Source organism: Streptomyces sp. NPDC052064, from assembly GCF_055585925.1.
Genome location: NZ_JBVJJE010000003.1, coordinates 1 through 15,987 on the forward strand (window position 1 = coordinate 1; position 15,987 = coordinate 15,987).

16 protein-coding genes and 2 pseudogenes are annotated in these 15,987 nt (G+C 68.8%); 7 read left to right on the forward strand and 11 right to left on the reverse strand.

Features of this window, described 5'->3' with window-relative positions:
- A partial coding sequence (locus ACZ6TU_RS07875) for a transposase (protein ID WP_469547397.1) occupies positions 1-289 on the forward strand: 289 nt, incomplete at its 5' end.
- Between the two features lie 137 nt (positions 290-426).
- Here ACZ6TU_RS07875 and ACZ6TU_RS07880 read toward each other — a convergent pair.
- Complete coding sequence (locus tag ACZ6TU_RS07880; protein WP_467680584.1) at positions 427-1,071, reverse strand: class I SAM-dependent methyltransferase; 645 nt, start codon at positions 1,069-1,071, stop codon at positions 427-429.
- 359 nt (positions 1,072-1,430) lie between these two features.
- Between ACZ6TU_RS07880 and ACZ6TU_RS07885 the strand changes: the two genes are divergently transcribed.
- From ACZ6TU_RS07885 to ACZ6TU_RS07895, 3 genes are read left to right on the forward strand one after another with little or no spacing between them, the layout of a single operon-like run.
- Entirely contained in the window at positions 1,431-2,171 is a 741-nt protein-coding gene (locus tag ACZ6TU_RS07885) for an FkbM family methyltransferase (RefSeq protein WP_467680586.1), read from the forward strand.
- On the forward strand, positions 2,168-3,325 hold the full coding sequence (locus ACZ6TU_RS07890; RefSeq protein ID WP_467680587.1) for a glycosyltransferase family 4 protein: 1,158 nt from the start codon (positions 2,168-2,170) through the stop codon (positions 3,323-3,325). Before ACZ6TU_RS07885 ends, ACZ6TU_RS07890 begins: the two co-directional genes overlap by 4 nt.
- Entirely contained in the window at positions 3,322-4,446 is a 1,125-nt protein-coding gene (locus ACZ6TU_RS07895; RefSeq protein ID WP_467680589.1) for a glycosyltransferase, read from the forward strand. Before ACZ6TU_RS07890 ends, ACZ6TU_RS07895 begins: the two co-directional genes overlap by 4 nt.
- Positions 4,447-4,540: 94 nt before the next feature.
- Here ACZ6TU_RS07895 and ACZ6TU_RS07900 read toward each other — a convergent pair whose 3' ends face one another.
- From ACZ6TU_RS07900 to ACZ6TU_RS07915, 4 genes are all read right to left on the reverse strand, one after another.
- The gene (locus tag ACZ6TU_RS07900) at positions 4,541-5,986 is read right to left on the reverse strand and encodes an oligosaccharide flippase family protein (RefSeq protein ID WP_467680590.1); all 1,446 of its coding nucleotides are present in this window, start codon (positions 5,984-5,986) and stop codon (positions 4,541-4,543) included.
- Positions 5,987-6,155: 169 nt separating this feature from the next.
- Positions 6,156-7,154, reverse strand: a complete 999-nt coding sequence (gene gmd / locus ACZ6TU_RS07905) for a GDP-mannose 4,6-dehydratase (protein ID WP_467680592.1) — start codon at positions 7,152-7,154, stop codon at positions 6,156-6,158.
- Entirely contained in the window at positions 7,097-8,416 is a 1,320-nt protein-coding gene (locus ACZ6TU_RS07910; protein ID WP_467680594.1) for a hypothetical protein, read from the reverse strand. The genes gmd and ACZ6TU_RS07910 overlap by 58 nt, the downstream gene beginning before the upstream one ends.
- Before the next feature lie 4 nt (positions 8,417-8,420).
- Positions 8,421-9,248, reverse strand: coding sequence for a glycosyltransferase family 2 protein (locus ACZ6TU_RS07915; protein WP_467680899.1), 828 nt, complete (start codon positions 9,246-9,248; stop codon positions 8,421-8,423).
- A gap of 225 nt (positions 9,249-9,473) precedes the next feature.
- Between ACZ6TU_RS07915 and ACZ6TU_RS07920 the strand changes: the two genes are divergently transcribed.
- Positions 9,474-10,250 (forward strand): FkbM family methyltransferase, encoded by a 777-nt coding sequence (locus tag ACZ6TU_RS07920; RefSeq protein WP_467680596.1) that lies wholly within the window; start codon positions 9,474-9,476, stop codon positions 10,248-10,250.
- Between the two features lie 116 nt (positions 10,251-10,366).
- Here ACZ6TU_RS07920 and ACZ6TU_RS07925 read toward each other — a convergent pair.
- Positions 10,367-10,613: pseudogene (locus tag ACZ6TU_RS07925) on the reverse strand (IS5/IS1182 family transposase); the annotation flags it as partial.
- A gap of 108 nt (positions 10,614-10,721) precedes the next feature.
- On the opposite strand from ACZ6TU_RS07925, the gene ACZ6TU_RS07930 reads away from it, so the two are divergent.
- Entirely contained in the window at positions 10,722-11,822 is a 1,101-nt protein-coding gene (locus ACZ6TU_RS07930; protein ID WP_467680598.1) for an IS630 family transposase, read from the forward strand.
- Between the two features lie 8 nt (positions 11,823-11,830).
- Here the strand turns inward: ACZ6TU_RS07930 and ACZ6TU_RS07935 are convergent.
- From ACZ6TU_RS07935 to ACZ6TU_RS07950, 4 genes and pseudogenes are all read right to left on the reverse strand, one after another.
- A pseudogene (locus ACZ6TU_RS07935) lies at positions 11,831-12,432 on the reverse strand (IS5 family transposase); the annotation flags it as partial.
- A 119-nt stretch (positions 12,433-12,551) separates the two neighbouring features.
- A complete protein-coding gene (locus ACZ6TU_RS07940) occupies positions 12,552-12,899 on the reverse strand; it encodes a YciI family protein (RefSeq protein ID WP_467680600.1) in 348 nt (115 codons plus the stop codon).
- Between the two features lie 64 nt (positions 12,900-12,963).
- A complete protein-coding gene (locus ACZ6TU_RS07945; RefSeq protein ID WP_467680901.1) occupies positions 12,964-13,854 on the reverse strand; it encodes a Vgb family protein in 891 nt (296 codons plus the stop codon).
- Between the two features lie 14 nt (positions 13,855-13,868).
- Complete coding sequence (locus ACZ6TU_RS07950; protein ID WP_467680602.1) at positions 13,869-14,525, reverse strand: CatB-related O-acetyltransferase; 657 nt, start codon at positions 14,523-14,525, stop codon at positions 13,869-13,871.
- A gap of 308 nt (positions 14,526-14,833) precedes the next feature.
- Here ACZ6TU_RS07950 and ACZ6TU_RS07955 point away from each other — a divergent pair, with 308 nt between their 5' ends.
- Entirely contained in the window at positions 14,834-15,427 is a 594-nt protein-coding gene (locus ACZ6TU_RS07955; RefSeq protein WP_467680604.1) for a TetR/AcrR family transcriptional regulator, read from the forward strand.
- Positions 15,428-15,743: 316 nt separating this feature from the next.
- Here ACZ6TU_RS07955 and ACZ6TU_RS07960 read toward each other — a convergent pair whose 3' ends face one another.
- Positions 15,744-15,950 (reverse strand): hypothetical protein, encoded by a 207-nt coding sequence (locus tag ACZ6TU_RS07960; protein WP_467680606.1) that lies wholly within the window; start codon positions 15,948-15,950, stop codon positions 15,744-15,746.
- Positions 15,951-15,987: the final 37 nt, after the last annotated feature.

The window sequence follows — 15,987 nt, forward strand, 5'->3', positions numbered from 1 at the left end:
CCGCGGACCCCGCCGCCGACGTCCGGCCAAGCTCCATGCCGACAAGGGCTACGACTACGACCACCTGCGGAAATGGCTTCGCGAGCGCCGCATCCGCCACCGCATCGCCCGCAAGGGCATCGAGTCGTCCACGCGGCTCGGCCGACACCGCTGGGTCGTCGAGAGAACGGTCTCCTGGCTGGCCGGCTGCCGTCGGCTGCACCGCCGATACGAACGTAAGGCCGAACACTTCCTCGCCTTCGTCGGCATAGCCGCAGCCCTCATCAGCTACCGCCGACTCACCAAGTGAAACGACCTCTAAGCGGTAGGCAACGGCGTTGGCGATGTCCGCCGCGCGACGCCGCTCGGTGTCGCTGACCGTGATGTTGACCAGCGCGGTGCCGATCGGGGCTTCCACGGTGATCCGGCCGGGAGTTCGTCCGGCTCTCAGCCGGTCGCCTCCGCCTCCACGGTCAGAGCAAAGTCGGGGCGGGCCTCCAGGTTCCTGAGATCGGGGTCGTCGCTCTGTCCTGGCGCACAGCGGCGGACATTTTTGAAACCGGCCGATTCGAGTTCGGCTGTCAGGGTGGCAAAGTCCCACAGGTATCCGATGTGATGGCCGCAGTCCTGGAAAGTCGTACGCAGCAGATCGATGGGGTGATGGATCTCGTAGCCTTTCCGGCGCCACCTCTCCATCTCCTGTCGGGTCTCCTGGTCGTCTGCCGTGTAGAGCCGGACCACGTGTTCCACGTCCGGAGTGGACAACCTGATGCGTCCACCCGGGACGAGTACGCGATGCGCCTCACGGAACATGCGGCGATTGGGCTCCAGGCGGATGTGCTCGATCATGTTGTCCGCGTAGACATGGCTCGCCGAGGCGGTGCGGACCGGCCACCTCCTCGTGGCATCCAGGTAGTGCCGCGTACGCCAGGAGATGTCGGTGCAGATCCAGCCCGGGCGTCGGGCTGCGTGGCTGCCGATTTCGATCTTCAAGGGGTTCGGCGACTTCACGGCCAGGGCGAGCCGGGACTGGGCAACCGGACGGTTCAGCGGACCGATCACTGATTTGATGATGCTCTTCGCGTGGGCCACGCCCAGCATGCTAGGCCGAATCTTTCGATGGTCTTCAAGCTGCCACACGTTCCCTGGCCGCCGTCACCCGAAGGCGCTTCCTGATTCCTCCGGGGGATGCAACTCACCACCTTTTGAACGTGAAGAGTTTTCCGGATGGGCGGGAAGCCAGTCGTGTCATGTGCCATGCACGCGACTAGAGGTCACTAAGGTGTTGATGATTACGGAGATGCCGTTCCAGCTCGGCTCCGGCATCACTCGAACCTCGGCCCGACACGGCGATGTGCGAATCCCTCGACATTCTTGGCCACCCGCGGCAGTGGGTGCTGTGGGGAAATCGCCGACTTCTCTGGGCAGCCATTCAAAGGAGCAGTACGACCGTGACCCTCCTCCACCGCGTACGCAGCGCCGTACAGCGTCTCGGTATCGACATCGCCCGCTACCCGGCGACCTGGTCAGGACCGCAACTCGTCCAACTCTTGGGACAGTTCGACATCAACCTGGTCATCGACACCGGCGCACACTGCGGTGGATACGGGACGATGCTGCGTCGCAGCGGCTATCAGGGCCGCATCGTCTCCTTCGAACCACTGAGCGGGCCGCGTGCGGAACTGCGCCGCCGGGCGGCGTCCGACCCCGCCTGGACCGTGCTGCCGTACGCTCTCGGCGACCGCACCGGCACCATCGTGATGAACGTCGCCGGCAACGCGGGCGCCAGCAGTTCGGTGCTCCCGATGCTGGAACGTCACTCGCGGGCGGCCCCGCACGCCGGTTACACCGGCGAGCAGACGGCCGAGATCCGCCGGCTCGACGACCTGTGGGGGCAGATCGTCGTCCCGGGCGAGCGAGTCTTTCTCAAGATGGACGTCCAGGGGTACGAGGCACACGTGCTGCGCGGTGCGGGCGCTCACGCGGCGGACTGCCTCGGCATCCAGACCGAGACGTCCTTCGTTCCGCTGTACGAGGGAGGGCTGCTCTTCAACAAGGCGCTGAACCTGCTCCAGTCGGATCTCGGTCTCACCCCGATGTCCGTCATCCCCGGCTTCACCGACCCGCAGTCCGGTCAGATGCTCCAGTGCGACGTGGTGCTCTTCCGCGCACGAGAGGCGGCACACGTATGAGGCCGCTGCGGATCGCCCTGGTCCACAGCTTTTACAGCACCTCCGCCCCCGGTGGTGAGAACGAGGCCCCCCTCGACCATGCGGAGGCGCTGCGCAGGGCCGGGCACGAAGTACGGATGGTCGCCGCGCACACCGACGAACTGCGGACCCGCCCGCTGCACGCGGTCCGGTGCGCGGTCACGGTGGCCGGTGGGCGCGGCCGCTCCCCCCTACCCGAACTGCGGGCCTTCTCCCCGGACATCGTGCACGTCCACAATCTCTTCCCCAACTTCGGCCGCGACTGGCTGACCGGATGGCGTGGTCCTCTCGTGACGACGTTGCACAACTTCCGCCCGATCTGCGCGGCGGCGACGCTCTACCGTGACGGCGCGATCTGCACCAGGTGCGTGGACGGGGACCGCTGGGCCGGGCTGCGCGCTGGCTGCTACCGCGGTTCCCGGCTCGCCACACTGCCGCTCGCCTGGGCGGGGCGTGGCGGAGCGGCCGCCGATCCGCTGCTGCGTCGCGCCGACCGGATCGTGGTCCTCTCCGAGCTCGGCCGCACCACCTATGCCCGCGCCGGGGTGGACGAGCGGCGCATGGCGCTCATCCCCAACTTCGTGCCGTCGGTGGACGGCCCGGCCGTCGAGGCCGGGGAACGCTGGGTGTACGCGGGAAAGCTCACCGCGGAGAAGGGCATCCTCGACCTCCTCCGCCGTTGGCCGGCCGACGCGCCGCTGGACGTCATTGGCAACGGTCCGCTGGAGGAGGACTGCCGCGCCGCCGCACCCCGCTCGGTGCGGTTCCACGGCGTGCTCGGCCGCACCGAGCTACGGCACAGACTGCCGGGCTACCGCGGCCTCGTCTTCCCCAGCCGCTGGTACGAGGGCATGCCGCTGGTGTACATCGAGGCGCTCGCCGCCGGCCTTCCCGTGCTCGCCTTCGAAGGTTCCGCGACGCACGTCGCGGTGCGGGCCGAGGGCACCGGCGCCGTCATCGGCTGGGAGGAGCCGCTGGACCGAGTGCTACGCGAGGTGGGTAGCAGCTTCCCGGCTCTGCGCACCCACTGCCGACGGGTGTACGAGGAGGCGTACAGCGAAGAGGTCTGGGCCGGACGGATGGTGCGGCTCTACGGGGAACTCCTCGGCACGGCCATGCCCCTGGAGCCGGTATGAAAAGGGCTCGTGTCGTCTTCGTGCAGCCGTACATGACCTCGTACCGGCTGCCATTCTATGCCCGGCTCGCCGATCAACTGGCTGAGCGCGACATGGAGTTGGCCATCGCCCACGGTACGCCGACCGGCTACTGGGTGGACCGCCGCGACAGTGTCATGCTGCCCGGCGCGATCGAGCTCCCACAGCGCGACTGGTGGATCGGCAGGCGCCGCATCGTGTGGCGTCCGCTCGGCGCGCTGGCGCGGTCCTGTGACGCGCTCGTGCTGCCCCAGGCGCTGCACCAGCTCGACGCGTACCCGCTGCTCGCCCGTCGACGCCGCAGGACGCGGGTCGCACTGTGGGGGCACGGGCGGACCTATAGCATGCGGCACCGTATGCCCGAGCGATGGGCCAAGGCGGCGCTGACCCGCAGGGCCGACTGGTTCTTCGCGTACACCGACGCGGGAGGTGAGTACGCGGTGCGGGCCGGGGTGCCGCCGCGGCGGGTCACAGTAGTGCAGAACGCACTCGACAGCCGGTCGCTGGCCTCGGCGCGCGACGCGGTCACGGACGCCGAGGTGGCGGCCCTACGTGAGCGGTACGGGCTGAACCCCGGGCTGACCGGGCTGTACATCGGCGGGCTCGACCGGAACAAGCGAATCCCTTTCCTGCTGGCCGCGGCCGAGGCGATCGCCCGCCGTGTCCCCGGCTTCCGGCTGCTGGTCGCGGGCGATGGGGCCCAACGAGATCTGGTGGCGGCCGCCGGCGGCCCGGTCGTCCATGTGGGGCACGCGTGTGACGGAGACAAGGCGCTGCTCGGCGCTGCTGCCGACGTCATGCTGATGCCGGGAACCGTCGGACTCTGCGCGGTGGATTCCTTCGCGCTCCGAACACCGCTGGTGACCTGTGTCTGGCCCCTGCACAGCCCAGAGTTCGAGTATCTGGAGGACGGGCGCAACGCCCTGGTGGTCGACGGCGACGCCGACTGCTACGCGGCGGCCGTGGCCGCGCTCCTCGCCGATCCCGACCGGTTGGCTTCCCTGCGGCGCGCCTGCCGCGCCGACGCGACGCGTTACACGGTCGAAGCGATGGCCAACAGGTTCGCCCGTGGTCTGGAATGCCTCGTCCACGGCAGTGCGTGACCGGACACGGCGAACAGCTCCCGGGCGCGGACCCGGACGTCCTCCATCGGCTCGACACCAAGCACGCTCACAGAGTGAGGCCGGGCCGGCCGTCTCACGGCCGGTCCGAGGAGCGGGCGACGGCAGGCGAGCCAATGGTGCCTCTGCCGAGACGAAGCAGGCCTCGTCGGCGCGCCACCGCGTAGGCGGGCAGCCGGTCCCGAAGGAGCGCCACCGCGGCTACGAGCGGCAGTGCGGCCACGAGTCCGAGGTACGGGCCCTGGACGAGGCCCGTGTGGCAGACCCCGAAGACGGCGCCGCCCACCGCGGCATGCGCTGCGTGCGCCCGCAGCACGGGAATCGCCAGAGGGCCGCCCCAGCACACCAGCTGGACGGCGTGCGCGGCGAGCGGGCCGGCCACCGCAGCGGCCAGGAGCATGGACAGACTCTCCTGCCGGAACGTGGCGACCAGGCTGCCCGCGATCGCCAGCACGGCAGCGAGCTGGGAACCCACCATGGCGGCCGGGGCCTGCCGCACCTGGTTGATGGAGTCACCGACCCAGGCCAGCAGGGAGAACGCCGCGCCCACCGCGAGCAGCGGCACGAGCCGCCCGGCGGACTCCCAGCCGGGGCCGAGCAGCACACCGAGCAGGGCGGGACCGACACCGGCGATGGCACCGAACCCGATCAGGCCGATGGCCGAGGCCCCACACAGCGTGTCGTACTCGCCCTTGCTGCCGCGTGACTCGGTGAGGGCGGGCGCGGCCGCACGGTTGATGCCCTGGGCCAGCATCGCCACCGGGAGCTGGGTGAAGAGGGATGCCCGCGAGTAGTACCCGGCTGCGGCCGGGCCGAACATGGCGCCGACAAGCCAGAGGGGAGCGGTGTTGCACCCGTACTGCACCAGGCTGAAACCGGTGAAGAAGGTGGACGGACCGAGCAGCTCCGCCAGTGGCGGACGTGGCCCGTCCGGCAGCGGTTGTGCGGCTAGCAGCCGCAGCGATCCGGCGAGTACCACGGCCGCGGCGAGCGGTGTGGCGACCGCGAGGGCGTACGGGCTCCAGCCGGCCACCAGCAGTGTGAGGGAGAGGCCGAATCCGGAGGCCTGGCCGACCAGTTCCAGACGCACCACTCGCGCCGCATGTCCGCAGCGCCGCAGGGCGGCCGTGGCCGCGAGGGACAGGGGAGTGACGAGGAACTGAGTGCTCGACAGTCGCACCAGTGATACCAGCCCTTCCATGTCCCAGAGCAGGCCGACGGCCGGTGCGGCGAGCTGCGCGGCCACGAAGCAGCAGCAGCCGGTGACGGCGGTCGTGCGCAGGGCAAGGCGGGTGATCGGCCGGGTGAGCCGGCGCGCTCGGAGCAGGCAGACGGACACGCCGCCGTTGGCGAAGTAGGCGAGGATTCCGAGTGCGGCGGTCGCGATGGCGTACGCCCCGAAGGCGGCGGGCTCCACGAGCCGTGCGGTCAGAGCGGTGTAGCCGAGCTGGAGGATGACGGCCTGCGCGGCGCCCGCGAAGTTCCACAGCAGGCTGTGCACGGCGGAGCGGGCGGTGGTCATCCGGTGGGTTCGCCGGCCGGGAGCGGGCGGCGCGCGAAGAACGCCGCCGGGCCGTGGTCCGGTGGGGAGAGGGTCCGCGCCGTGCCGACGCCTGGCGTCGGCATGGACGGTCTCGCGCCCGTCGTCCGTGGCGCGGGCTCGTCGCTGAGATCCAGGCCGGTGAGCCGGGTCACAGCGTACGAGCCCCCGGGATCGGGGCGCCCAGCTCGGCGTCGGTCATGATGCGGGCCAGTTCGGGAGCCAGAACGCTCGGCCGCCAGCCAAGTTCGCGTTCCGCCTTGGACGCGTCGCCGATCAGAGCGGGGACCTCGGACGGTCTCAAGTACCGTTCGTCGAACCGTACATGGCGCTCCCAGTCCAGTCCCGCGCGCTCGAAGCAAAAGGTGAGGAAGTCCCGGACGCTGTAGCTAGTGCCGGTAGCGACGACATAGTCGTCGGGCTGGTCGCGCTGGAGCATCCTCCACATCGCGTCCACGTACTCAGGCGCGTAACCCCAGTCGCGGCGCGCCTCCAGATTGCCCAGATGCAGGTACTGCTGCTCGCCTCTGGCGATCTTCGCGGCGGCGCGGGCGATCTTGCGGGTCACGAAGGTCTCGCCCCGGCGCGGGGACTCGTGGTTGAAGAGGATGCCGTTGACGGCGTAGATACCGTACGCCTCACGGTAGTTGCGGGTGATCCAGTACGCGTACACCTTGGCGGCCGCGTACGGGGATCGCGGGTGGAAGGGAGACCTCTCGGACTGCGGGGGTGCGGTCGTCCCGAACATCTCGGAGCTGGATGCCTGGTAGAACCGGCACGGCAACCCGGTCATCCGGACGGCTTCGAGCAGACGGGTGGTGCCGAGTCCGGTGGTGCTGCCGGTGAATTCGGGTTCGTCGAAGGAGACCCGGACGTGCGACTGAGCGGCGAGGTGGTACACCTCCTCGGGCTGAATTCGCTCCAGCAGCGCGGCGATGCGGGAGCCGTCGGCGAGATCGCCGTAGTGCAGCTGCAGCCAGGTGTCGGGCTCGTGCGGGTCCTGGTAGAGGTGGTCGATCCGCTGGGTCGTGATGGTGGACGACCGTCGGACGAGGCCGTGCACCAGATAGCCCTTGGAGTGCAGGAGCTCGGCTAGATACGAGCCGTCCTGACCGGTGATGCCGGTGATGAGTGCGGTCTTGTTGGGCACGGCGACTCCTGGGTAGTACGGGGACTGGGTGCGTCGTTGCGCGGCCGCGCGCAGGCCGCCAGCAGGCCGAGGACCACGGCTTGTTCAGGGAAGAGCGGGTAGGTGGTCATGAAGACCAGGTGGCCGCAGATCAGCAGCCGGATCAGCAGCCCGTGCTCGCGGTCCGCGCCGGCCGTGCGCCCGGCCGTCGCGTACAGCGCCAGGAATGCCGCGACGCCGAGGAGCCCGAGGCGCAGCAGCACTTCCAGGTAGTAGTTGTGAGGGGAGTAGGTGATGAGGACCCCGTCCATCATGCGGTCGTAGCCCGAGCCGAACGGCAGCCCCACCAGCCAGTTCAGCACTCCATCGAGCTTTGGCAGCAGCGCGAGCCAGCCGTCCACCCGCCACACGAGCGTCGCGTCGTCCTCACTGGAAGCCCCGAGGCTCGATGTGACCCCTTCGGCGACACCCCAGGAGACAGCCAGTAGGCCGAGCGTGCTCAGGGAACCCAGAACGGTGAGCGCCGCGAGACGGGATCCCCCTTCATGACGGCGCGACAGCAGCCAGCCGATGAACATGACACCGACGGCCAGCCAGACGGTGCGGTGCTGCATCAGGACGACGACCATCAGCAGCGGCCAGGCCAGGAAGCCGGGACCCGCGAGGCCTCTACCGCACAGCAGGAACATGGCCGCTTGGCCGATGATCAGGGCTTCGGCAGGGCCCAGCGCACGGGCGTTGGTGAGCACCCCGTCGACCATGACCTGTTCGGAGTTGGAGCCGATACCGGCCTCCAGCCACCACAGCAGTGCCAGCAGGGACAGAACACAGGCGGCCGCGACCCAGACGCGGGCAACGGTGCGCACCAGCGGCCGGCCCGGAGAGAGGACGGCGACGAAGAACGCGACGCACAGGAGCTGGATGAAGTGGGTCCGGGCCTCGTTGCCCACCGTCTGGGCATCGAAGCGCCCGAATCCGCGGAGCAGCGCACAGGCGGTCAGGGACAGCAGGGCGAGGAGTGCCAACGGGGCGCGGTACCCCCTCCTCCTCGCGAGGATGATGAGCGACGCAGCCAGCAGACATACCGTCAGCGCGTCGGTGGGAAGCAGATCCACGCCCGCGCTCGACCGGGATCCGGGCATGGACTGATGCGACTGCCAGAGCTGGACGGTGGTGTACACACCGATGGCCCAGCTGGGCCAGCGGACGAAGCTCGCGATGAGGGCGGCCCCGAGGAGGAACGCGGTGCAGCCGAACAACGGTGTCGTCGGGTCGAAGGACAAGGGATCAGCGCTCCGAGGAGGAGCGGCGGACTGCGGCTCGCGCCGCCGTCTTGGCGTAAGGGGAGAACAGCAACAACGGAGCCCACGGCCACGAGTGCCGCAGGCAGTAGATCCACCATTGACGGGGCGGTAGTTCGCGCTGTGAGGTGACACGGCGCAGCGCCTCCCGCACCCCGATGCCGGGTTCACGGGAGCCGGTCAGGGGCGGGCCGTAGTCGCAGCTGCCGACGTGGCGCGGGGTCACATAGGCGGGGATGCCGGCTCGGAGGGCGCGCAGTCCGTGGTCGTAGTCCCCCATGCCGTGGCGGAAGACCTCGTCAATGTCACCGACGCGTTCCCACACGGCACGGGGCAGGAGCACCACGTTCCCGTTGTACGTGTCGCAGGGCTCGGGCCGTCCAGTGGGTTCGACCAGCGCGAGGGCCCGGCCTCGGCGCCCGGAGTACGTCGTGCGGAGGCCGTCACGCGCCCGTACGGCGCCGACGACAACCTTGCCGGACCCGACCGCGCAGGCGGTTTCGAGCAGCACGGCCAGGGCGTCGCCGTCCAGCGTCACATCGTCGTTGAGCCAGAGCTGGTAGTCCCATTCCGGCTCGTCGGCCCCTCGGCTGCCGCGGCTGGCGATGCGCATGCCGTGGCCCCAGTAGACATCACTGCCGACCGTGGTGACCTGTACTTCCGGGTGGGCGGCGCGGACCGCACGGGGGGTGCCGTCGGTGCTGCCCGCGTCAACCAGATAGGTACGGACGGCCGTGTCCTCCGGCAGCCCATGCTGTTCTGCGAGCGCGGCAAGCGCCGACATGGTCTTTTCGCGTCGATTGTGGCTGGTCATCAACACGGCGATGCGGACTGACGGCACGGAACACTCCTCAACTCGCGCATCCCATCATTACCAGACGAACAGTGCGCAAGTGCTAAACCGGGCCGGTGCGCTGATCTGAGTCCGATAAACCGGCGACCTCATACGCCGACGGTGTGATTCCTCCGTGGAAGCGTTCTTGAATACCGGGAGGGTTTCCGCACGCTGCTTACGGTTCCAAGCAAGACGGTCGCTCCAGTGGCATTCCGCGCGCTCAGCACCGAGGCTCGCAAGTGGCCGGGGGCGGTGACACGGAACGACGAGCTGCGCCGGCCGTTGCCGAGAACCGCCATCGAAAGGGCCGCGGTGACACCTCTAGTCCGACGGATCAAACTCAAGGCGGCGGAGGTTGTCGTACCCCGGCTGACCCGGATTCTGCCTCGCGACGATCTGGAACGTCTGGGCAGCGATTACGGAGGCTGGTGGATCCCCACCGGCCTGATCAACGAAAGCTCGGTCGTCTACGCGGCAGGGGTCGGTGAGGACGCGAGTTTCGACCTCGCCCTCATTGAAAGGTTCGGCTGTGAAGTATGGGCGATGGATCCCACACCGCGCTCCACCGAGTACGCGAGCCGAATCACCGAACCCCGATGGCACTTCCTCCCCTTCGGACTGTGGAAGGAGGACGCAGTTCTGCACTTTCACCCACCCGCTGACTCCGCGCATGTCTCTCATTCCGCGACGGAGGTCCGCGGCAGCGGTCCGGGGTTCGACGCCCAATGCCATTCGCTGGCGACATTCACCGAGAAGCTGGGACACGACCACGTAGACCTGCTGAAGATGGATATCGAAGGTGCGGAGGGCGCAGTGCTGGACTGGATCGTGGCAGAGAGAATCCTGCCCAGGGTGCTCTGCGTGGAGTTCGACGCACCGGAGAATCCCTGGGCCCTGCGTCGGCGACTGGGTGGCCTTGAGGCAGTCGGTTACGTCGTCCGCCGGACAGAAGGCCGCAACTACACCCTCACCCTCGGCTGAGGGCTGTCCCGTGAATGATCTTCGATGTGCTGGGTGACCTGCTGGTTTCCGGGTCACCTGGCAAGGACGAGGTTGTGCAGGCAGGCGATGCCGAGCATGGCGTGATGAACGTTGCAGTCGTTGCGGTTGCCGGGCAGCGGCCGGCCGACGGCGACGACGAGCCGGGTGTCGGCGTCGATGACGACCTGGTGGTTGGTGGAGTACCGGTAGTTCCTCCAGCGGCAGGCTCCAGGGTCGGCCCTTGCGCACCGGGTCCGCACCTTCACGCCGCAGAGCGGTGATCAGCTTGCCGAACCGGCGCGGGCTCAGCCCGGTGAACGAGGCTGTCCAGGAGGGCTCCGACGCCGTGATCACACCAGACACAGCAAGATCATCTCACCCGTGACCAGCAGTTACGGGACAGCACAGCCCTTACTGATCTTTTCGTAAGTTGGGTGGGTGTGGTGGGCGTGTGGGTGGGAGGCTGTCGGCGTGGCTTATCAACCTTCCCCCTCGGTTGCCGGCTCCTGCCTTCCTCCTTTGTCGCGGCCTCAGTTGGCGGAGGCGCGTCGTGTTCGGGCAGTCGAGTTGTTCGAGGACGGCGTCTCGAATGCGGAGATCGCCAGGGCGGTGGGGGTGTGTGCCGAGAGTGTGCGGCGTTGGCGGCGGGTGTGGGAGCAAGGCGGTGCTTCGGCCCTGCGGCGACGGGCAGCCACCGGACGCCCACCCAAGCTGGACGACACTCAGGTCGAGATGGTCCGGGCCGCGTTGGAGCAAGGTGCCCAGGCTCATGGTTTCGAGGCCGACCTGTGGACCCTGGAGCGAGTCGGCGCGGTCGTCACCCGGGCAACGGGGGTGGTGTTGTCGAGGGCGTCGGTGTGGCGGCTGCTGACCGGCCGGCTCGGATGGAGCCTGCAACGGCCCGAGCGGCGGGCGGTCGAGCGGGACGAATCGGAGATCGCCCGCTGGATCGCGCACGAGTGGCCGCGCATCAGAAAGGGGCCGTGCACACGTGCCTGGATCGTCTTCCTCGACGAATCAGGCGTCTCCCTGCTCTCTCAGATCCGCCGCACCTGCTCGCCCCGAGGGCGGACTCCGCTCCTGCGGCACCGCCTGAACTGGAAGCGTGCGTCGATGGCCGGGGCCTTGGGGTACCACTCCACCGACCCCGATCGCGGGGTCCGCCTGTGCTTTCACCTCAAGCCCGGCAGCTACGACACCGCCGGACTCATCGAGGTCCTGGAGCAGATGAAGGTGTTCTACCGCGGCGAGCGAGTGGTCCTGGTCTGGGACGGCCTGTCCGCCCACTGGAGCCGGGCGATGCGGGCCTGGGCCGCCGAACAGGACTGGCTCACCCTGGAACGATTACCCGCCTACGCTCCCGAGCTGAACCCGGTGGAACTGCTGTGGTCCTCACTCAAGAAGCGTGAACTCGCCAACCTCGCCGGCGACCACCTCGCCGATGTCGCCGACGCCACCGCGCAAGGCATCCACCGCATCAACACCAACCCCCGACTTCCATGGTCATTCCTCGCCCATACCGGCCTGACCATCCGCCCACCACACCCACCGAACTTACGAAAAGATCAGTAGACGTCGTTTCACTTGGTGAGTCGGCGGTAGCCGATGAGGGCTGCGGCTACGCCGACGAAGGCCGGGAAGTGCTCGGCTTTGCGCTCGTAGCGGCGGTGCAGCCTTCGGCATCCGGCGAGCCAGGAGACCGTTCTCTCGACGACCCAGCGGTGTCGGCCAAGCCGCGTGGACGACTCGATGCCCTTGCGGGCGATGCGGTGGCGAATGCTGCGCCCGCGAAGCCATTTCCGCAGGTGGTCGTAGTCGTAGCCCTTGTCGGCATGGAGCTTGGCCGGACGTCGCCGACGGGGTCCGCGGCGGGAGCGGATGGGCGGGATTCCGCGAACGAGCGGCTGCAGTCCGAGGCTGTCGTGCATGTTGGCGCCGGAGATCCCTAGCGACAGCGGCATGCCACTCCGGTCGGTGATCAGGTGAATTTTCGACCCCTGCTTGCCACGGTCGGTCGGATTCGGTCCAGTCAGTGGCCCCCTTTTGTAGCTCGGACGCTGACGGAGTCGATCGCGCACCGCGACCAGTCCAGCTCACCCCGAGCGCCGAGCTCGTCGAGGATGAGCCGGTGCAGCCTGGCCCAGACCCGGTTCCGGCTCCACTGGGCGAAGCGCCTCTGTGCGGCGAGATCCTTGGCGCCGACGGCTGCGGCCAGACGGCCTGATCAGGCGAGGCCAGGCGGCACTGCAGTGGTGCCCCTGCGGCCGCACGTGTGCCATCGGGCCGGTTTCCCCGCGCTGTTCAGGCGGATTCGAGGATCGGGCGGATCTCGACGGTCTCCGGGGTGGGGAGGCTCATGGCCAGTTCGAGGGCTTCCTCGCGGTCGGCCACGTCGACGATGAACCAGCCGCCGAGGGTCTCCTCGCCGGTGTGCGCGGGTCCGTCGGTCACGATCGATGTCCCGTCGGCCGCGCTGCGTACTGTCGCGGGGGCCGTGTGTTCGGTCTCCAGGGCGTCGCCGCCGGCCAGCTTTCCGGCTGCGGCGAGTCCGCCGATCCAGCCTTCGTACTCCTTGCGGTACCCGGCCCGGTCGGCCTGGATCCGACGACGCGACTCGTCCGTCTCGAAGATCACGAGTGCGAATTTCATGGGAACTCCTCTCCGGTCGTCGTACGGGCGACCGCTGCTGATGGTGTGGGAGGGGGTGTTTTTTTCAGGCGGTGCTGTCGGCTGAGGTGATGCGGGCGAGTGAACCTATCTCCAGTGCGGTCCACAGAGCGCCGTCGGGCCCGATGGCGATGCCGTGCGGTTCGGAACGTGGGGTGGGCAGGTCGTGACCGGTGACGGAACCGTCGGCGGTGAGGGTGCCGACGCGGTTGCCGCCCCATTCGGTGAACCACAAGGTGCCCTGTCCGTCGACGGTGACGGCGTGCGGGCGGGCGGCGCGGTCGGGCAGCGGGAACTCGTCGATCTGCCCGTCGGGTGTGATTCGGCCGATCTGACCTGCGGCGATTTCGGTGAACCACAGCACGCCGTCGCGGCCCGCGGCGATCCCCACCGGTGCCGCCTCCGGCGTCGGCAGGGGGTGAAGGGTGACCGTACCGTCCACACCGATCCGCCCGATGGCGTTGGCCTGGTTGAGGGTGAACCACATCCCGCCGTCGCCGCCGGCGGTGATCGCCGAGGGGAAAGCGTCGGTGACGGGCAGCGGGAACTCGGTGATGCGGCCGTCGACGGTGATGCGGCCGATGCGGTCGGCAGCGGTCTCGGTGAACCACAGCGCGCCGTCAGGGCTCGCCGCGATGCCGAACGGCCCGGAACCAGGTGTGGGGGTGTGGAATTCGTCGATCACGCCGTTGGTGGTGATCCGCCCGATTCGGTCCGCCTGGTACTCGGTGAACCACAGCGCACCGTCCGGGCCGGGGGTGATGGCGGTCGGCCCGCAGTCGGGATCGAGCCGGTGACTCGTCGGCTCCTCGCCGGGGACGAGGCGGCCGATCCGGCCGCTGTGGACGAGGGTGAACCACAGGGCGCCGTCCGGTCCCGTGGTGAGGGCGTAGGGCCCGGCTGCGCCGTCGGCCACCGTGTGCTCTTCGACGAACATCTGGGTCACATGACTCAAAGGGACTTCCTTGCTCCCTGCTCGGTGGCGATGCGTTCGATGTCGGCCGGGGTTCCGGCCATGATGGTGCGGGCGTGTTCGGTGACCAGGTCGGCGGGCCAGTCCCACCACGCGGCGCGCCGCAGTCGCTCGATGTCGGCGTCGTCGAAGCGCTGCCGGATCGGGCGGCCCGGGTTGCCGCCGACGATCGTGTAGGGCGGAACGTCGGCGGTGACCACGGCGCCGGCCGCGATGATGGCGCCGTCGCCGATCCGAACGCCGGGCATGACGGTCGCCTGGTATCCGAACCAGACGTCGTTGCCGACGACTGTGTCGCCGCGGCTGGGCATGGCGGTGACGACGTCCAGGGTCTGCTCGGCCCACCGGCCGCCGAACATGGTGAACGGGTACGTCGAGACGCCCATCGTCGGGTGCTCGGCGCCGGCCATCAGGAAGGTGGTGCCGGTGGCGATGGCGCAGTACTTGCCGATGACGAGGCGCTCCTGCCCGTAGGCGTAGAGGACGTTGCAGTGTTCGAAGTCCGTGGCGCCGTCCGGATCGTCGTAGTAGGTGTACTCACCCACGACGATGTTCGGCGAGGTGATCAGCGGGTTGAGGAACACCACGCGGTCGTGGGCGGGCAGTGGGTGAATGGAGGTCGGATCAGGTGACATGGTCTCGGTCTCTTGCCGGTTGCGGGATGACATGCATGGTCCGGGCCGTACGTTGCCGGGACCGGACGGAAGGCGACGTGATGGGCACTGCCCGGCGTTCCCCGGGCCGGACGGGGTGACCCACTCGGCGAACTGAACGATCACGCCGCTGCAGGGTGCCTCTCCTCGTCGGTTACCGGACATGAGGTCCTCCGGGCAGTCGGAGCACCACATCACATCGGCACACCTCGTGCCGATGCCGGGGCATCAGATTGCCTGGCGAGGCCCCGACTGTCAACGGCACTATATGTGCCGATAGGATCGGCAGCATGACCGACGACAAGGCCGCCGAGCCCCGCCGCCGTGGCGCGGTGCGAACCGAGGAGCTGCTGCGCGTCACCTTCGAACTTGCCGCGGAGGTCCGCTACTCAGACCTGACGATCGCCGCGGTAGCCCGCCGTGCCGGCGTCGGCAAGCACACGATCTACCGGCGCTGGCCGACGAAGTTCGAGCTGCTCCTGGATGCCCTTCACCGTGCCCTCGGCTCCGACCTTGACTACCGCGACACCGGCGACGTCCGCGCCGATCTGCGCGAGCAGTTCGTCCGCTCCAGTGCTGCACTACTGAGCCCTGAGATCTGGCCCGTCTACCGCGCCGTCATCATCGCGGCCCAGGACGACGACGCACTGCGCGAGCGGCTCTACCAGCAGTTCCTCGCCACGATCGAACAGCGCACCCTGGACCGCCTGGCCAGCGCCCAGCGCACCGGCGAGCTCATCGCGGACGCCGACCTCACTTACCCCACCGAGGTGCTGTGTGGCGCCCTCTACTACCGGGGGCTGCTGTCCACCCGCCCTGTCGACGAAGCGGCGATCGACGGCCTGCTCGACATGTTCATGGCCGCCTATGCCGTGTCCCCATGACCCCTCGCGAACTGGGGCGGATTCCGGCCGCGCCCCTGACCGGGCGGCATGGCGGCGCTCGTCGCCGAACGATCGACGCCCGACATCAGGAAGTGGCTGCTGTGGACTGCTAACGGAATTGCGTGACCGCCGGGGTGCAGCACACTGGTTCGGGCGACCGGCAGGCCCACCCCAGAACGTCCAGAGCGCCCGGGGCTCGGCTCAGCTGTCGACGGATTGGTTTGCCGGATCACGGTCGCCTCGCTCCTAGTTCGCCTGCACAGCCATAGCCGCCAGCCTGATCAACTGTCGCCGACTCACCAAGTGAAACGATGTCTTAGGGGGGAGGAATGGCGGGCGGCACCGGCAACGACCAAGCCTCTCTGACGCGTTGCAGGGTGGACCGGGCCGGCGTGTCGGCCGTGCCGATCTCGCGCTGGGCTCTGGCGAGGGCCGAGAAGGAACCGGAGAAGCCGGGAGCGGACGCCATGGTGATCCGGTCGCGGGTGAGGTCCGTGGTGAAGATCCTCAGCACCGTGTCCAAGTGGCGGCGACCAGGGCGGTGATTGTGTAGAGGTCGC